14 protein-coding genes are annotated in these 15,868 nt (G+C 61.6%); 2 read left to right on the forward strand and 12 right to left on the reverse strand.

Annotated elements, in window-relative coordinates; all coding sequences use genetic code 11:
- Nucleotide 1 precedes the first annotated feature (1 nt).
- The 11 genes from tssK to hexR form a co-directional block, all read right to left on the reverse strand.
- Nucleotides 2-1,336, reverse strand: a complete 1,335-nt coding sequence (tssK, locus tag QWY79_RS06720) for a type VI secretion system baseplate subunit TssK (RefSeq protein ID WP_290271148.1) — start codon at nt 1,334-1,336, stop codon at nt 2-4.
- Nucleotides 1,333-1,884 (reverse strand): type VI secretion system lipoprotein TssJ, encoded by a 552-nt coding sequence (gene tssJ, locus QWY79_RS06725; RefSeq protein WP_290271150.1) that lies wholly within the window; start codon nt 1,882-1,884, stop codon nt 1,333-1,335. Before tssJ ends, tssK begins: the two co-directional genes overlap by 4 nt.
- Entirely contained in the window at nt 1,881-3,215 is a 1,335-nt protein-coding gene (tagH, locus tag QWY79_RS06730) for a type VI secretion system-associated FHA domain protein TagH (protein WP_290271152.1), read from the reverse strand. Before tagH ends, tssJ begins: the two co-directional genes overlap by 4 nt.
- Before the next feature lie 7 nt (nt 3,216-3,222).
- Nucleotides 3,223-4,236: a type VI secretion system baseplate subunit TssG gene (gene tssG / locus QWY79_RS06735; protein WP_290271154.1), complete on the reverse strand. Its 1,014-nt coding sequence runs from the start codon at nt 4,234-4,236 to the stop codon at nt 3,223-3,225.
- Nucleotides 4,200-5,963: a type VI secretion system baseplate subunit TssF gene (tssF, locus tag QWY79_RS06740; RefSeq protein ID WP_290271156.1), complete on the reverse strand. Its 1,764-nt coding sequence runs from the start codon at nt 5,961-5,963 to the stop codon at nt 4,200-4,202. The genes tssG and tssF overlap by 37 nt, the downstream gene beginning before the upstream one ends.
- A gap of 7 nt (nt 5,964-5,970) precedes the next feature.
- Nucleotides 5,971-6,405, reverse strand: coding sequence for a type VI secretion system baseplate subunit TssE (tssE, locus tag QWY79_RS06745; RefSeq protein WP_290271158.1), 435 nt, complete (start codon nt 6,403-6,405; stop codon nt 5,971-5,973).
- 4 nt (nt 6,406-6,409) lie between these two features.
- A complete protein-coding gene (tssC, locus tag QWY79_RS06750) occupies nt 6,410-7,891 on the reverse strand; it encodes a type VI secretion system contractile sheath large subunit (RefSeq protein ID WP_290271161.1) in 1,482 nt (493 codons plus the stop codon).
- Between the two features lie 27 nt (nt 7,892-7,918).
- Nucleotides 7,919-8,431: a type VI secretion system contractile sheath small subunit gene (gene tssB / locus QWY79_RS06755; protein WP_290271163.1), complete on the reverse strand. Its 513-nt coding sequence runs from the start codon at nt 8,429-8,431 to the stop codon at nt 7,919-7,921.
- An 830-nt stretch (nt 8,432-9,261) separates the two neighbouring features.
- Nucleotides 9,262-9,780: an Hcp family type VI secretion system effector gene (locus QWY79_RS06760; RefSeq protein ID WP_290271165.1), complete on the reverse strand. Its 519-nt coding sequence runs from the start codon at nt 9,778-9,780 to the stop codon at nt 9,262-9,264.
- A 387-nt stretch (nt 9,781-10,167) separates the two neighbouring features.
- Nucleotides 10,168-12,384: a DNA helicase II gene (uvrD, locus tag QWY79_RS06765; RefSeq protein ID WP_290271167.1), complete on the reverse strand. Its 2,217-nt coding sequence runs from the start codon at nt 12,382-12,384 to the stop codon at nt 10,168-10,170.
- Nucleotides 12,385-12,594: 210 nt separating this feature from the next.
- Nucleotides 12,595-13,455: a transcriptional regulator HexR gene (gene hexR, locus QWY79_RS06770; RefSeq protein ID WP_290271169.1), complete on the reverse strand. Its 861-nt coding sequence runs from the start codon at nt 13,453-13,455 to the stop codon at nt 12,595-12,597.
- 296 nt (nt 13,456-13,751) lie between these two features.
- Here hexR and QWY79_RS06775 point away from each other — a divergent pair, with 296 nt between their 5' ends.
- The gene (locus tag QWY79_RS06775) at nt 13,752-13,949 is read left to right on the forward strand and encodes a hypothetical protein (RefSeq protein WP_290271171.1); all 198 of its coding nucleotides are present in this window, start codon (nt 13,752-13,754) and stop codon (nt 13,947-13,949) included.
- Nucleotides 13,942-14,154, forward strand: a complete 213-nt coding sequence (locus QWY79_RS06780; protein WP_141319687.1) for a PA3496 family putative envelope integrity protein — start codon at nt 13,942-13,944, stop codon at nt 14,152-14,154. Before QWY79_RS06775 ends, QWY79_RS06780 begins: the two co-directional genes overlap by 8 nt.
- Before the next feature lie 135 nt (nt 14,155-14,289).
- On the opposite strand, the gene QWY79_RS06785 is transcribed toward QWY79_RS06780, so the two are convergent.
- A complete protein-coding gene (locus QWY79_RS06785; protein ID WP_290271176.1) occupies nt 14,290-15,630 on the reverse strand; it encodes a sodium-dependent transporter in 1,341 nt (446 codons plus the stop codon).
- Nucleotides 15,631-15,868 lie beyond the last annotated feature (238 nt).

Consider the following 15,868-nt stretch of genomic DNA (forward strand, 5'->3'; position numbering starts at 1 on the left):
CTTAGCTCCTGATGGCCCAGAACTGCATTTCCAGCCCGGGAAAGTCCCCGGCCACGTGAAAGGCAAAGCCGCTGGCACCGCGCAGCATGTTCCAGGCCTCGCTGTAGCGGTCCAGGCGGAAATAGGTGTAGCCCGCATGGAACGGCAGCTGACGGGGGGCCACCGGCAGCGGCTCGAGGGGAATCCCCGGCAGCTGGAGGCTGATCAACTCGCGCACGCGCTCGACGCTGGCCACCTTGGTCTGCTGAACGAACAGCTTGCGCAGGCGCTCCGGCGGCATGTCGGCACGTACGGCGAGGATGAAGTCGGCGTCGTCGAGCAGGCTCGAATCCTGCAGGGTGGCCACCTTGAGACCGAAGCGCCGCGCCTGCAGCTGTATGGCCAGTGCCCTGGGCTCCAGCACCGTGGACAGCGACTGGCGCAGGCTCTGCATCAGCGGCCGGAAGGCGGTTTCCGGGTGGTCATGGTCATAGGCCGGGAACTCGGGCGGCAGGCGCGACTCGCCGGTAAAGGTGAGGATCTCGCAACAGGCCTCGAGCATGGCGTTATAGAGTCGCTCGGGATGCAGATGGCCCAGCCGCGACAGGTGCTGAAAGCGCGGGTGCACCCGGTTGAGCAGCTGCAGCAGCATGAACTCCGAGACATCGGCGACCCCGCTCTGGTCGGGAGTGGCCATGCGATGCGCCAGGTTGCGCGCCCGCTCACGTACCAGCCCCGCCATTTCACCGACGAAGCGTTGCAGTGCCGGGGCCGCCTGGACATTGAGCAGGGTCGGCAGGAAGTTCTCGTCCAGTACCAGGCTGCCATCGGGACGCTGCTCGACGATGCGGGCCACCGCCAGGCAGGCATAGGCACTGCGATCCTCGCCTTCCAGCAACAGACGCGGCGCGACGCGTGCCAGATGGAGATCAGCCAGGTCGCCTTCCTCGGAATGCAGGTCGCGCACGCCGCGCATTTCGGCGCGGTAACGCGACGGCAGCGAGGAGGCCTGCCAGGAGACGTCGGCCACGCCATCCGTGGACAGCGGCAGTCCCAGGTAGACGATCTGGTTGGCGCTGGCCGCGTTACGGATTTCCAGCGCCGGCGGCTCGATATCATCATCGGGCAGATGAAAGGCGGTACCGTCCGGCATCACGCCACTGGCCCGCGTCAGCGCGATGCGCCCGAAGCTCAGGTACTCGGCATTGATTTCCAGCGACAGAAACCCGTGCAGATGACCGCCGACGCCACGCAGGCGAGTCTCGATCAGCCCTTCCAGGCTTCTCTGCTGTTGCTGGAAGTGTTGCGGCTTGATGAACAGGCCTTCACTCCAGACGACTCGGTTACGACTGGTCATCGGGTTTCCTTTCTCAGCTTGGCTTCATGCGCCAGCAAGTGCACCAGCAGGTGGTAGTCGCGCCCGGTGTCATCGACACGCACGACCTTCTTCCACTGGGCCCGGTTGGGCGCGGCATAGAAGGCGATGATGCCGATGTAGCGGGTGTCCTCTTCCACCTCGAAGGGCTCGTAGAACTTGAACTGGCCCGGCAGCAGGGTGAAATCGTCATGCGCCAGGTAATTGGTGCCCAGGGCTTCTTCCAGATCGGTGTAGAGCTGCTGACGATCGGCGGCCATCAGCATCGAATCGTCCTTGAGCTGCAGGATCTGGAAGCGCAGCGGCGTACCCTGGCCACCGAGGTAGGGGTTGACGTTCTCGGTGGCCAGCATGCTCAGGTCGACCTTCGAGGGCCGGTCTTCAATCGGGCCGACAGGCGTCGAGGGGTCGCTCAATACCTGGAAGGTCTTGCTGGCCGTCGTGCAGCCGCTCAGCACCATGGCCATCAGCGCCACGAGCAGCCAGGTCATGGCCTGCTTACGCCCGGGGTACGGGGTGTGCTTGATCATGATGCCTCCCGTTGTTGACGACGCAGCGAGGCGTCATAGGCTTGTTCGAAGACTTCCCAGAAGAGCTTTTCGAAGCCCTGCTGGCGCCCCGAATTGAGCTCCTGAAAATAGTGGCGATACATGTTCCAGGCCCAGTCGCCTTCGCTGTCGGCCGGGGCGCTGCCGGCGCCGCGGTAGGCCATGAAGCGCTTGAGCAGCGCATCCGGCGAGAAGGCCGCCAGAATCGACGTGAGCGCCTCGTTGATGGCCTCTTCAATGGCCACCATGTGCTGTTGCTGATGCTGCAGGCATTCGGCCACCGCCGCCGGCGCCGACAGATGCACCGGGCTGCGCTGGGCCGAGAAGAGGGTCTGCAGGGTACGCTCGTAGTCTTCTCCGAGCCGCAACGGGTTGTCCTCGATGGGCTGGAGGTGGCGATCGCGCAGCGGATAGCGGCGATCATCATGATGCTGGTGCAGCTTCAGCAGCCCCTGGATGGTGGCGTTCAGGGTCTTGCCGGATTCTTCCAGGAAGGCCTGTTGCTCGGTGCTGTCGGCAAAGTCGAGCTGGCCGCCCAGGGCGCGCAGCAAGGGCGAGGCACTGAGGTGCTCCATGCCGGTCTGGCCGGGTTCTTGCCAGCGGTCCTCGAGCTGCTCGCCGACCGAGCGCTCGAGATCATTCAGCAGTTTTTCGTCCATCTTGGGTTCCTTGTGGTGTCCATGGGATGGCAGGGCAGGCGTCCAGTTGACGGGGTCTGCCTCGTCCACCGTGGTCATGAGGTCGTCCGACGCTTCGATAGGCGCGTCGATCTGGCCGCTGTCCCGCGCCGAGAGGGCATCCAGCGGGTCGTGCTGGCGCTGTGTGGCGGTCGTTTCGCCGAGAGCCCGGAGGGGGTCGTTGCGTTGCTGGGTCTCAACCGTGGTGAAAGAGCCTGCCTCTTCACTCTCCGGGAGCGCCTGGTCGTCGTTGACCAGGGTAGCCAGCGATTGCACACCGCCCTGCTCCGCCTGGCGGTCGCCCATGTGCACACGCATGCGATACTCGCCGACGACCAGCTCGTCGCCGTCGCGCAGCGCCACGTACTTGCTCTGCCCCAGGGGCAGGGAGGCATCGTTGACGAAGGTGCGTCCGCTGCGATCGACCAGGCAGAACTGCCCCTCGCGCAGGCAGATCTCGGCATGGCCGGGCAGAATGCGGCCGGAGTGATCCTGGAGCAGCCAGTCATCCGTGAGAGCGCTGCCCAGGCTGCCTCCCGGAGCCGGGAAGACATGGCTGCTGGTGGAGCGACCTTCGAGCCGTTCGCTGTTGGTGACCACCAGCGTGATCGCGGAGTGTCGGGACGTTTCTGTCATGGAAGTCTCACCGGGTCATCTGGATACGGACCCGGCGTCGCCGAGCCGTGGCATTGAGGTCAGGGTTGACGAAAGTGGTCCAGCCAAGCTGGCAGCTCTTGCTGTCACCCAGGTGCATGGGGCGAACCTCGCTTTCGAGCAGCTCCAGTTCCAGGTCATAGGCCAGGGGCTCACGCAGCACGAAGGTCACCAGGGTTTCCAGGGCGGCATGATCCCGACCATCGGGCAGGAAGTCGCGGAAGCGCTCCAGGCTCAGGCCGCGCAGGCAGAGCGCGAACTTGCCGTTGATATCGGCCACGCTGGCCCCGGAGACCAGGTCCTGCCCCAGGGTGGCGCAACGCATGCCGGTTCGACTGCGCTGGTCATCGGGGATGGTCACCCGCTGATAGACCCAGGGCTCGATCTCGACCTCGGGCAGATCGAAGCAGTGGCTGACGATGCCGGCGACCACATCCGGAGAGCGCGAGCGGCCGGCCAGCAGGCCGGCGTAAGCCAGCATCTTGCTCCAGTTGATGGGCGTTTCACCGCGCAGGCGGTCATCGGCCAGGCCGGCAAGGGCAAAGACGGCGGAGGATAGGCCGTCGCTGGCGCCATCCTGATAGCGAACGTAATGCCGGTACTTGCGCCAGCCGCGATACAGCAGCGTCAGATAGCGGTGGTTGAACAGATTGAGAAAGTCCGCCGCCACGCCTTCACGATGGGCATCCGCATGCGCCATGGACTCCAGGTAATAGCTCGGCAGGGGCGACTGCGAGCCCTGGAGACCCAGGAAGCTGATGCGCATGTTGTAGGTATCGGCCTCCCGGGACTCGAGGTTGACGATGTCACTGCTGGGAAAGCCCAGCGAGGCCGTGGCCTGAAAACGCACACGTTCGGTATCCACGACGCTGCCCCTTTCCAGGTCATCGCCGTGGTACTGGTGAAGCAGCTCGACCAGCCGATAAAAGTTGTAGTGATGTGCGCCCTCGACCAGTGGGGAGAGCGTCACATCAGGGGTTGTTGCCCTGTCTGCAAGTTCCATGCGTAACGCTCACGGTTCTGCTGGTTGATGACTTCCAGCTCATGAAAGGAATTGATGCTGGCGTAGAGGGAGAAGAAGCGCGACAGCATGCAGCCGAACAGGTAGAGGCCGCCTTCATCGCCGAAGGCTTCCTGGTCCAGCGTCATGACCGAGCGCAGTCCGCGCACCGGCAACCCCTTGTAGAGCCGGTCCACCGGCTGGGTCTGGATGTCGACGATGCCCTGCAGGCGCTTCTGCGACATGCGCTCTGCCTGCCGATCCACCAGGGCACGAAAATCGTAGACACGCAGCACGGAGCACAGGGCATCGCGGTTCAGCAGCGACAGATAGTTCAGCGACAGGTTGGAGATCAGCGTCCACAGCAGGCTGCCGTCCAGTGTCGGGCGCATGGCCGGCGTGGGCCGGGTGATGTTGCGAAAGGTGGCGAAGGATGGACTCTCATCGGTCGGCACCTGAACATCTCCGATGGCCAGACGCTCCGGCAGCTCGCGGTTGCTGCAGGTCAGACGCAACGAGATGGTTTCGCGAAAGCCCATGCAGGCCTGCTCATCGCCGCGCACGAAGGCAATATCGTGATCGAAGCCATCGCCCCGCAGACTGTCGCGCACGCGAATGCGGTAGTAGAGCGCCTGACGATCACGGTCCCGCTCGATCTGGTGCTCGAAGCTCTCGAAGGGCACATAGCGGCGTGGCGCGCCGCGAATGCGACCGCTTTCACTCTCCAGCCAGCCTTCCACGTCATCGACACTGAAGACCTCATGGTGAGAGGGGTAGCGGCCGCTGGGGCGAACCCGATATTCGCTGCGCTCGCCGGTCAGGTCGATCGGGTCAGCATCGTGCTCGAAGAGGTTGATGGCCGGCGTGCAGAACAGCGCCAGGCTTTCATCCACCACACGGGCATCGGCCGGCAGGGTGCGCGAGAAGGTGAAACGCAGCGAGATGGTCTCGGCCATTCCCGGGGGCAGATAGTCACCCAGCGACTGCAGTTCGACAAAGTGAAAGGCCTCGGGAAAGCACAGATATTCCTGCAGGATGCGATAGCCCTGATAGGCGTTGCGCGGGTAAGGCAGCAAGGCATCCCTGGCGCTCATGCCCACCGGCTGCAGGAGGCTGGAAGGCAGGCTGAGGCGTCGTCCATCGACCTCCAGCTCGATCCGCGACAGGTAATGATTGAGCCACAGATAGAGAGTGCGTGCCGTGTACTCGCTGCTACCCAGATACAGGCGCAAATCCCCGATGCCGATCTCGTTCAACGGCCGGTCACTGTGCACGGACAGATTCAACTGGAGCTGCGATGACTCTCGCGAATGCTGTACCTTGACGCCTTCATGGCCCAGTGGATAGACATTCAGGTCATGACAGGTACGGAACTGGCATACCGTGTCCTCGACGGGCGCGCTGGCCAGCGTCGTGCCCTTGGCTATCACCTGTCCGGTGCTCAAGCTGTCGAGGTGCGGCTTGAACTGGGTGATCGTCACACTGGGAACCGGCCGCAGATAGTTGGGCCACAGCATGGCGATCAGCGAATGCGTCAGCTCGGGAAACTCGTCATCGACCTTCTCGCGAAGGCGCCCCGAGAGAAACGCAAAACCCTCGAGCAGCCGTTCGACGTCTGGGTCGGTGCTGTGCTCGGCGAGAAAGCGGCTCAGACCGGGGTTGCCCTCGGCGAACTCGCGTCCCTGGCGCTTGAGAAAGTCAAGCTCATCCCGATAGTAGCGATTCAGCATAACGGCCTCAGTTCAAGCACAGATAGCGCTTGTCGTTGAGCAGCAGATCGATGGTGGTTTCCGCCATGTCGTGATCGACATCCAGCACGGCCTGCACCTGAAAACGCAGCTGTAGCGGGTCGTTGTCGTGGTGATGCTGGGTCTCGACATGAACGCGGTGAACCCGCGGCTCATAGCGCTCGATACACTCGCGAATGGCGCTCTCGACCTTGAGTTCCAGGTCAAGCGCGCCGAGCGTGGCATCGTTCAGATCCAGCAGGCCCAGGCCCGGCGCACATTCGCTGTGCCCCGGATGACTGTTGAGAAGCTCGACCAGGTGGCGCTTGATGGAAGTGACCGTGGCCTCGACAACGTCCGCCGACGGCACCGCGTGACGCGGTGCCGACAGACGTTCGAAAAGGCTAGCGCCAGCCAGGCCGCTTCGGTGCCGTGAAGCGGCCATGACGTCACTCCTTGTCGAGGCGACCCACCAGCGACAGCTCGAAGTTGGCACCCATGTACTTGAAGTGCGGGCGCACTGCCAGGGATACCTGATACCAGCCCGGGTCGCCTTCCACGTCGGAGACATGCACCGAGGCGGCGCGCAGCGGACGGCGACTTCTCACATCGGCAGGCGGGTTTTCCTGGTCCGCCACGTACTGACGAATCCAGGTGTTGAGCTCGCGCTCCAGGTCCTGACGCTCTTTCCAGGAGCCGATCTGCTCGCGCTGAAGCACCTTGATGTAGTGCGCCAGGCGATTGACGATGAACATGTAGGGCAGCTGGGTGCCGAGCTTGTAATTGGTCTCGGCTTCCCGACCCTCGGGCGTATTGGGGAACGACTTGGGCTTCTGCACCGAATTGGCCGAGAAGAAGGCCGCATTGTCGCTGCCCTTGCGCATCGTCAGGGAGATGAAGCCTTCCTCGGCCATCTCGAATTCGCGCCGATCGGTGATCAGCACTTCGGTGGGAATCTTGTTCTGCAGCTGCCCCAGGGACTCGAAGGTGTGCGTGGGCAGGTTCTCGACGGCACCACCACTCTGTGGCCCGATGATGTTCGGGCACCAGCGGTACTTGGCAAAGCTGTCGTTGAGACGCTCGGCCAGCAGGTAAGCCGTGTTGCCCCACAGATAGTTGTCGTGACTATCGCTGACGGACTCACGATAGTGGAACGACTTGGCCGGGTTTTCTTCGGGATCGTAAGGCGTTCTCAGCAGAAAGCGCGGCGCGGTCAGCCCCAGATAACGAGAGTCTTCCGATTCGCGCAGGCTGCGCCAGCGGGCATACTTCGGCCCCTCGAAGATCGCCTTGAAATCCTTGATGTTCGGCAGTTCCTCGAAGCTGTCGATGCCAAAGAAGCTGGGCGCCACCGAGGACAGGAAGGGCGCATGCGCCATGGCGCCGACCGAGGAAGTATATTGCAGCAGCTTGATATCCGGCGTGGACGGCGTGAAGTCGTAGTGGCCGATCATGGCCGCTACTGGCTCACCGCCGAACTGACCGTATTCCGCCGCATAGACATGCTGATAGAGACCACTCTGGCTGAGTTCCGAGGCGAACTCGAAGTCTTCCAGCAGCTCTTCCTTGGTGGCATGCAGGACATTGAGCTTGATGTTCTCGCGGAAATCCGTGCGATCCACGAGCAGTTTCAAGCCGCGCCAGGCGGACTCCAGGTGCTGGAATTCATCGGCATGGATGACTTCGTCGACCTGCTGGCCGATCTTGCGATCCAGCTCGACGATCATGCGGTCGACGACCGACTTGTTGACCTGCTGATCGGCGTCATCGGTCTTCAGCAGCTCGCTGATGAAAGCCGCTACGCCCTGCTTGGCCACATCGTACCCTTCTTCCTCGGGAACCATGCGGGTCTGCGCCATGACCTGATCGAGCAGTGACTCGGACTGAACCTCTTCGCTGGCCACGGCCTGGTTCTGAGTGGATTCCGTCATGATAATGCCTCGCTTCCGTGCGGAGAATCAGTTGTCGTTGGAAGATGTCGGGTTGTCGATGAGGTCCAGCTCGCTCAGCAACTGATCACGGGTCGCCGGATCCTCGATCAGGGCCTGAAGGCGCTCGCGAAATGCCGGGACGTTACCCAGCGGCCCCTTGAGCGCCACCAGCGCTTCGCGCAGCTCTACCAGCTTCTGCAGCTCGGGAATCTGGCGCGCGACGCTGTCCGGCCCGAAGTCCTCCAGGGACTGAAACGACAGGTCGACATTGATGTCCTGATCGGTATTGTCGTCTTCCAGACGGCTGGGCACGGATGTCTGCAGGCTGAGTCCGGCTTCACGCATGACCGACTGGAAGTTGTTCTTGTTGACCGAAACGGCTTCGCGGTCCTCGACCGGCGCTTCCTCGGTACCACCCTTGAAATCGCCCACGATGAGGAGTTTCTGGGGAAGCTCCGTTTCTGCCTGGTTGTCGCCAGTGGCGGGCACGTACTTGATGTTGATGCGCTCTTTCGGCGCCACTGAACCTTCCTTGGCCATGATCGAAGTTCCTTGTCGCTTGCACTGATGATTGATTGATGGCGGCAAATCGTGCCTGAAAGAGGCTTGTACTCCACTCGACATCCACTCAACTGCAGACACCGACTACCACCCGGGAAATGCGCCGATGTAGACAAATCAGCACATTTAAAAGCGCGAGAAGATTATCACTATGCAATGACCATTGGGAGTATCCAAAAAGCGACACCACTGAATCATTCAACTGTTTGAAAAGCTTACCAAACCCAAAAAAGTAAAAAACAATTAACAAAAACAGGTGGTTATGAAAACATAAGGATAAATTAATGTTTCATGTAAGAAATATACTACACAAAGTTAATCATTAGACTACATGAAATACTGAACAAAAATTAAACATCCTGCATGGCAAACAGTTGTTTTGAATCGCTTGTATAAAAATAGGCGTCTCCAACTGCTGACAAGTATAGCGCCACCCAGAAACCTTCATTGATTTATAATGAATAAATAGTATCTTTTCCACGCGAGCATTAGTCCTGGTCATACGACAACAGCGACCATGCCCCTGAAAGTTCAGGTTTTAAACCTGAACTGAAAAAACATGCTCGGAATCAAGGTGTATCGGCGGGATGGCATGAACAAAAGCCATTAATCATCAGTACCAGTCGATGTCTGGTTGAATAAACATCAATCACTAGAAAAGTGACATATCTGGACTGTTACTTTTCAGAGAGGTGGATCAGAAAAATGCAAAGGCTCATGAGGAACCGAGTTCTGAAAAAGAGGCAAGCCCTGGCGATTCATCACAGCGACCTGGCCCGGGGGCCAGGCCGCCGCGAGGCATCAAGAGTTTAACCCTCGATCGGCGCGCGCCAGTCGTCGGAACCGGAGGTGCCGGCGACGGTGTGCTCCCAGTCGATCTTGCGGTAGGCCAGGGAGACGTCCATCAGCTGCGTGAACTCGGACTGATTCTTGTCCTGGGCATGCGGCATGTGCAGGTTGATGTCGACGATGGTGGCATCGGTCAGGGTGGTGGTGAAGAAGTGCTCCTGCTTGCCCTCTACCGAGGTGCGGTACCACTTCAGCTCAACGTTGGGCAGCATTTCACCAGAGGCCAGGGCGTTGTACATCAGCGGCACGGCCTTGTTCAGCGCCACGGTGAAGATGAACGGCTTGTGGGCGCGCTGACCGGCCGGCTGACCGGACTGCGGGTCGGTCGGTACGGTGACGATGTGCTTGAATTCCTGGACCAGCATCTCGTCTTCGTGGCCTTCGACGTAGATGTTGCCGACGGATTCAGGCGTGAAGGCACCCGCGGTGATGTTGCCCTGAGTCTGACCTTCGATGCTGATATAACATGGAGTTGGCATGTGTCGATTCCTTGACGGTGAAGTCGCAGCGCGACATTCGTGGAACATTTTGGCGTCTGTGTCCGATGGACACCCTTTTATAGGGCACTATTGATGCCAAAAATCACAAAACTCTTTTAAATCAATTACTTGATAAAAATCAGGGTTTGTCAGATCAGCACAATCGAGCAAGATCTTGCCTGGAAGCGAGCAAAAAGTTGCCCAGCGGGCAAGATCTTGCTCGAATTCTGGCCTTGCTTGTGGATAACTTCAGGCGGTTCGAGGGTCCGCGTCACATGCATTTTGGGGTGAAGGGTGAGGAGTGAGGAGTGAGGGCATCAGCTGAGCGCAGCGCCTGGGTGGGCGCTGCCGCTGCTGGCGATGGTCGCGCTGGCATGGCGCAGCGTCTCAGAGGGGGGTGAGCTTGGCGAAGCCCAGCACCAGCCATTTGTCGCCCTCGCCTTCGAAGCTTATCTGCACGCGGGCACGCTCGCCCTGCCCTTCGGCATTGAGGACCACGCCTTCGCCGAACACCGGGTGGCTGACGCGCTGCCCCAGGCTCAGCGAGGGCAGTTCGTCACCGCCTTCGACACTGCCTTGTTGTGGGCTCGAGGGTCGAGAGGTCACCGGGCGCGAGATCTGGCCACGCAGTCGGACTTCCTCGAGGAAGTGCTCGGGGACCTCGCGCAGGAAGCGCGACGGACGCTGGAAGGTTTCCTTGCCGTGCAGACGACGCAGTTCGGCGTGGGTCAGGTAGAGCTTCTGCATGGCACGGGTCATGCCCACATAACAGAGGCGACGCTCCTCCTCCAGGCGGCCGGGCTCTTCCATGGACATCTTGTGCGGGAAGAGGCCTTCCTCGACGCCGGCCATGAACACCACGGGAAACTCCAGGCCCTTGGCCGAGTGCAATGTCATCAACTGCACGCAGTCCTCGAACTCATCGGCCTCGTGTTCGCCGGCATTGAGGGCGGCCTCGGCCAGAAAGGCCTCCAGGGCGGCCATGCCTTCGCCGGCCTCTCCGGCATCCGAGGCATCTCCGCCGGTAACGGCCTCGCTCTGGGTGAAGGCCCGGGCGGCGGTGACCAGTTCCTCGAGGTTCTCGACCCGGGCCTGGCCCTTCTCGCCCTTCTCGTTGCGGTGATGCTCGACCAGGCCGGTGCGTTCGTTGAGGTGGTCGATGATGTCGTGGAGCGACAGGCCGGCGGCTTCGTTGTCGAGCTGCTCGATCAGATCGGCGAAGGCCTTGAGCGAGGTTACCGCCCGCCCGCGCAGGCTGCCATCCGCGGTGGCCTGGTGCAGGGCCTGCCACAGCGATTCGCCGGTCTGGCGGGCCCGATGACGCAGGGTCTCGACGGTACGGGTGCCGATGCCGCGTGCCGGCACATTGATGACCCGTTCCAGGGAGGCGTCGTCGTCGCGATTGAGCAGCAGCCGCAGGTAGGCCAGGGCGTTCTTGATCTCGAGGCGTTCGTAGAAGCGCTGGCCGCCGTAGATGCGATAGGGCACGCCCTGGCGGATCAGGGTTTCCTCGATGACCCGCGACTGGGCATTGGAGCGGTAGAGGATGGCGACCTCGCGGCGATTGATGCCCTCCTCGACCTTCTCACGAATGGTGTCGACGATGTAGCGGGCTTCATCCAGGTCGTTGAAGCCGCCATACACCGAGATGGGGTCGCCATGATCGCCGGCGGTCCACAGTTCCTTGCCCATGCGATCGGCGTTGTAGCGAATCAGGGCGTTGGCGGCATCGAGAATCACGCTGGTGGAGCGATAGTTCTGCTCGAGGCGCACCAGCTTGGTCTCGGGGAACTCGTTCTCGAAGCGACGGATGTTCTCGATACGTGCGCCCCGCCAGCCGTAGATCGACTGGTCGTCATCGCCGACCACGGTCATCGGCGTGCGCATGCCGGTGAGCAGCTTGAGCCAGGCATATTGTAGGGTGTTGGTATCCTGGAATTCGTCGACCAGCACATGGCCGAAGCGCTCCTGGTAATGCGCCAGCAGGGCCGGGTTGTCGCGTAGCAGTTCCAGGCTACGCAGCAGCAGTTCGCCGAAATCGACCAGGCCGCCGCGTTCACAGGTCAGTTGGTAGCGTTCATAGAGCTCGACCATCTGCAGCATGTAGGCGTCGCCATGGGCATCCACCTGATGCGGGCGCAGGCCCTCTTCCTTGCAGCCGGAGATGAAGGACTGCACCTGACGCGGCGGATAGCGCTCGTCGTCGATGTTGTAGTCCTTGAGCAGGCGCTTGATCAGGCGGAGCTGGTCATCGCCGTCGATGATCTGGAAATGCTGGGGCAGCCGCGCATCCTGCCAGTGGGTCCGCAGCAGGCGATGGGCGATGGAGTGAAAGGTGCCCACCCAGACATGGCGCAGCGAAATGCCCAGCAGCGCCTCGAGACGCGTGCGCATCTCGCGGGCCGCCTTGTTGGTGAAGGTGACGGCCAGCACGGCATAGGGCGACAGCCCCTCCGCCTGCATCAGCCAGGCGATGCGATGCACCAGCACCCGGGTCTTGCCCGAGCCCGCCCCTGCGAGTACCAGCATGTTGCCCTGAGGCGCACTGACCGCCTCGCGCTGGGCGGGGTTCATGTGATCGAGAATCGCCGTGACGTCGTCCATGGGGAAGGCATCGCTGCTCGGGAAATGGAGCGGTAGTTTAGCATAGAGGGAAGAGGGAAGAGGGAAGAGGGAAGAGGGAAGAGGGTAGAGGGTAGAGGGTAGAGGGAAGACAGGCTGAGCCCCTAGTCCGGGATGAAAAGGGGTTTCTTCCCTCTTGAGGCGCGCAGCGCCGCTCTTACCTCTTCGTTCTACTGAGCCGGCTACGCCGGCTCAGGACTCGTCTTCTTCCGGAAACCGCAGGGGGTTGAGGCTGCGTTTCACGGCCTTGAGCTGTTCGGCGAGTTTGGGGCCGCGGGTCTTGGCAACGCCGACGGCGAGGACGTCGATGAGTACCAGGTGGGCGATGCGCGAGCTCATCGGGGTGTAGATTTCGGTGTCTTCGTGCACGTCGATGTACAGCGGCAGGCTCACCTCACCGGCCAGGGGCGAGTCACTGGGACACAGGCCGATGACGGTGGCGCCGGCCTCACGGGCCAGCCGCACGCTGGCCACCAGCGCCTTGGTGCGGCCGGTCTGCGAGATGGCGACGACCACATCGCCGTCCTTGAGCGTGGCCGCCGACATGTTCTGCATGTGCGGGTCATTGTAGGCGGCGGTGGAGATCTGCAGGCGGAAGAACTTGTGCTGGGCATCGAAGGCGACCGCACCGGAGGCGCCGAAGCCGTAGAACTCGACCCGATTGGCCATGCCCAGGGCATTGATGGCCTTGCTGAGGGAGTCGTTGTCCAGTCGGTCGCGCACCGAGAGCAGGGTGCCGACCGTGGAGTCGAAGATGCTGTGGGAGAATTCGGCGACCGAGTCGCTGTCGTTCATCGAGAACTGGGCGAACTGGCTGCCCGTGGCCAGCATCTGCGCCAGCTTGAGCTTGAAGTCCTGAAAACCGTCACAGCCCAGGGCTCGACAGAAACGCACCACCGTGGGTTCGCTGACCTTGGCCTCGGTGGCCAGATCGACGATGCGCATGTGAATGACTTCATTGGGATTGCGCAGCACGAAACGCGCCACTTTCTGCTCGGAGCGACGAAAGTGCTCCATGCGACGTCTCATTTCATCGAACAGGCCAAGACTCACGTGGCGCTCCTTGTGTGGGAAAACCCTATCGGCTCCAATGATGCTACGCCGCATCGCTCGCGTCATCAGTACCGCAATGCTGACAGTATGCCCCATGCTGCCAGGCAATGCGCCCCCGACCGGACGTGCGGCGAGCCCGAAGACGGCGCTTTGCCGCAACATCGATCAGGCGGAGGCAGTGCCAGGCATAATCGGGAGTTTTCGGCCAGGCTTTGCAGCGGATTTTTTGCCGTTGGTTGACGCTACGTCATCAATCTGTCAAGTAATGTATAGTAAGAAGTGCAGTGTCGAGCAGCATGGAGGAAATGCTGAAGAATTCGCCGAGCATAGTGAAGCGCAAGGCGCACGGAGCACAGAAAGCGAGACATAACTATTGGTTAGGCGAGCTTTCGAGCACCGCGCAACGCAGCGATTTGCATGCGCAGGCATTTAAGCAGCGTTTTCTCGAGGATGCCGGCACATTCACTGCAGACAGGAGCGTCGATCATGCGTAAAGCCGAAAGGTTAACCTCCGTCAGAAACGAACTTCTCGATATCTTCATGAGCATGGAAGTCAACGAACACGAGCAGCGTTCTCGCACCGCCGCTCAACGCAATCTCCGCGCCCGCCGGGGCATTGAACTCCATGAAGAGTTCAAGCGCCTCAACCAGGATATCGCCGAACTCCCGGAAGACGAGCCCAACGACGACATGCACTGATCCGACGACGCTCGACCCCAGCCAGGGGGGCTGCAAGCACCGCTGGCAGGATACGCAAAGCCCCGCCGTGGCGGGGCTTGCAGAGGCGCCACTGTCGATGACAATGGCCGCCTTTCGGTCACGCGGCAGCGGCCATCAGAGGCTGGAAACGAAGACCACGATCACCCCGATCGGTGCCACATAGCGTGTCACCAGGTGCCAGATGCTTGCCCCGCCGGCCGACAGGCCAAGCTCGTCGACGACACTCTGGCGATCCAGACGCCAGGCGGCGAACAGGATGGCCCCCAGGCCGGTCAACGGCAGCATGAACTTGCTGGTCAGCTTGTCCAGCAGGTCGAAGACGCCCAGGCCGAACAAGACGGGATCGCTCCACACATTGAACGACAGCAGTGCGGCGATGCCCAGCGCCCAGGCACCGATGCCGGCGACCAGCGTCGACATGGCACGCGACAGTGGCGTGCGTTCCTCGACGAACTCGACCACCGGTTCGAGCAGCGAGATGGCCGAGGTCAGGGCGGCAAAAGTGAGCAACAGGAAGAACAGCAGGCCGAGAATCACGCCACCGCCCATGTTGCCGAAGGCCAGTGGCAGGGTGACGAAGATCAGGCCCGGCCCGGAATTCAGGTCGAGGTCATTGGCGAAGACGATGGGGAAGATCGCCAGGCCGGCACCCAGCGCGATCACGGTATCCATGATCACCACGGTACGTGCCGTCTTGAGCAGGTTGACCTCTTCGCCCAGGTAGGAGCCGTAGGCCATCATGATGCCCATGCCCAGCGAGAGCGTGAAGAAGGCATGGCCGAGGGCCGCCAGCACGGTTTCGCCGGAGAGCGCACTCCAGTCGGGATTGAACAGATAACCCAGGGCCTCGCCGAAATGGCCGGTGGTCACGCCATACCCCACCAGCACCGCCAGCAGCACGCCCAGTGCCGGCATCAGGGTCCTCACGGCGCCTTCCAGCCCCTTGGTCACACCGCGTGCCACGATGCCGATGACCAGCAGCATGAAGACCGAGTGGCCCAACAGCAGCAGACCGGGATTGCCCAGCATGCCGTTGAACAGCGCGCCGATGCCATCGGCATCCTGACCACTGAAGGCACCGGTCACCGAGTTGAGGGTGTAGTACAGCGACCAGCCGCCGATCACACTGTAGAAGGACAGGATCAGGAAGGCGCCGAGGATCCCGCTGATGCCGACGATCATCCAGTTGCGGGAGCGACCGGCTTTCTCGGCCACGCTGCCCATGGCATTCGCCGGGTTGCTCTGGCCACGACGCCCGATCAGCCACTCCGATACCAGGATCGGCAGGCCGATCAGCGCGATACACAGCAGGTAGACCAGCACGAAGGCCGCTCCACCGCTCTCGCCCACCATGTAGGGAAATTTCCAGATATTGCCCAGACCGACCGCCGACCCCGTCGCGGCGAGGATGAAGGCCAGTCGGGACGACCAGTGCGCATGTTGCTTGCTAGACATAAATCACCCTGAAGATACGTGTCGTCATTGATCGATCGGATGCAATGACGTCGTTGTGCTTGTCATCGCCACGTCTGCTGCACTTCGGATCGCGAAGTCCGCATTTTCCAGGGAATGGAAGGATGCCGGGCAGGATCTCTGCCTGGCGGGCATGCCGTCACCGCGATCGTGGCAGGACGGCAACCCGAGCGAGGCATGACGCTGTTTCACGCGGGATAGGCGTGAACCCACAAGACCC

Origin of the sequence: Halomonas sabkhae, from assembly GCF_030409265.1 — a bacterium.
Taxonomy (GTDB): domain Bacteria; phylum Pseudomonadota; class Gammaproteobacteria; order Pseudomonadales; family Halomonadaceae; genus Halomonas; species Halomonas halmophila.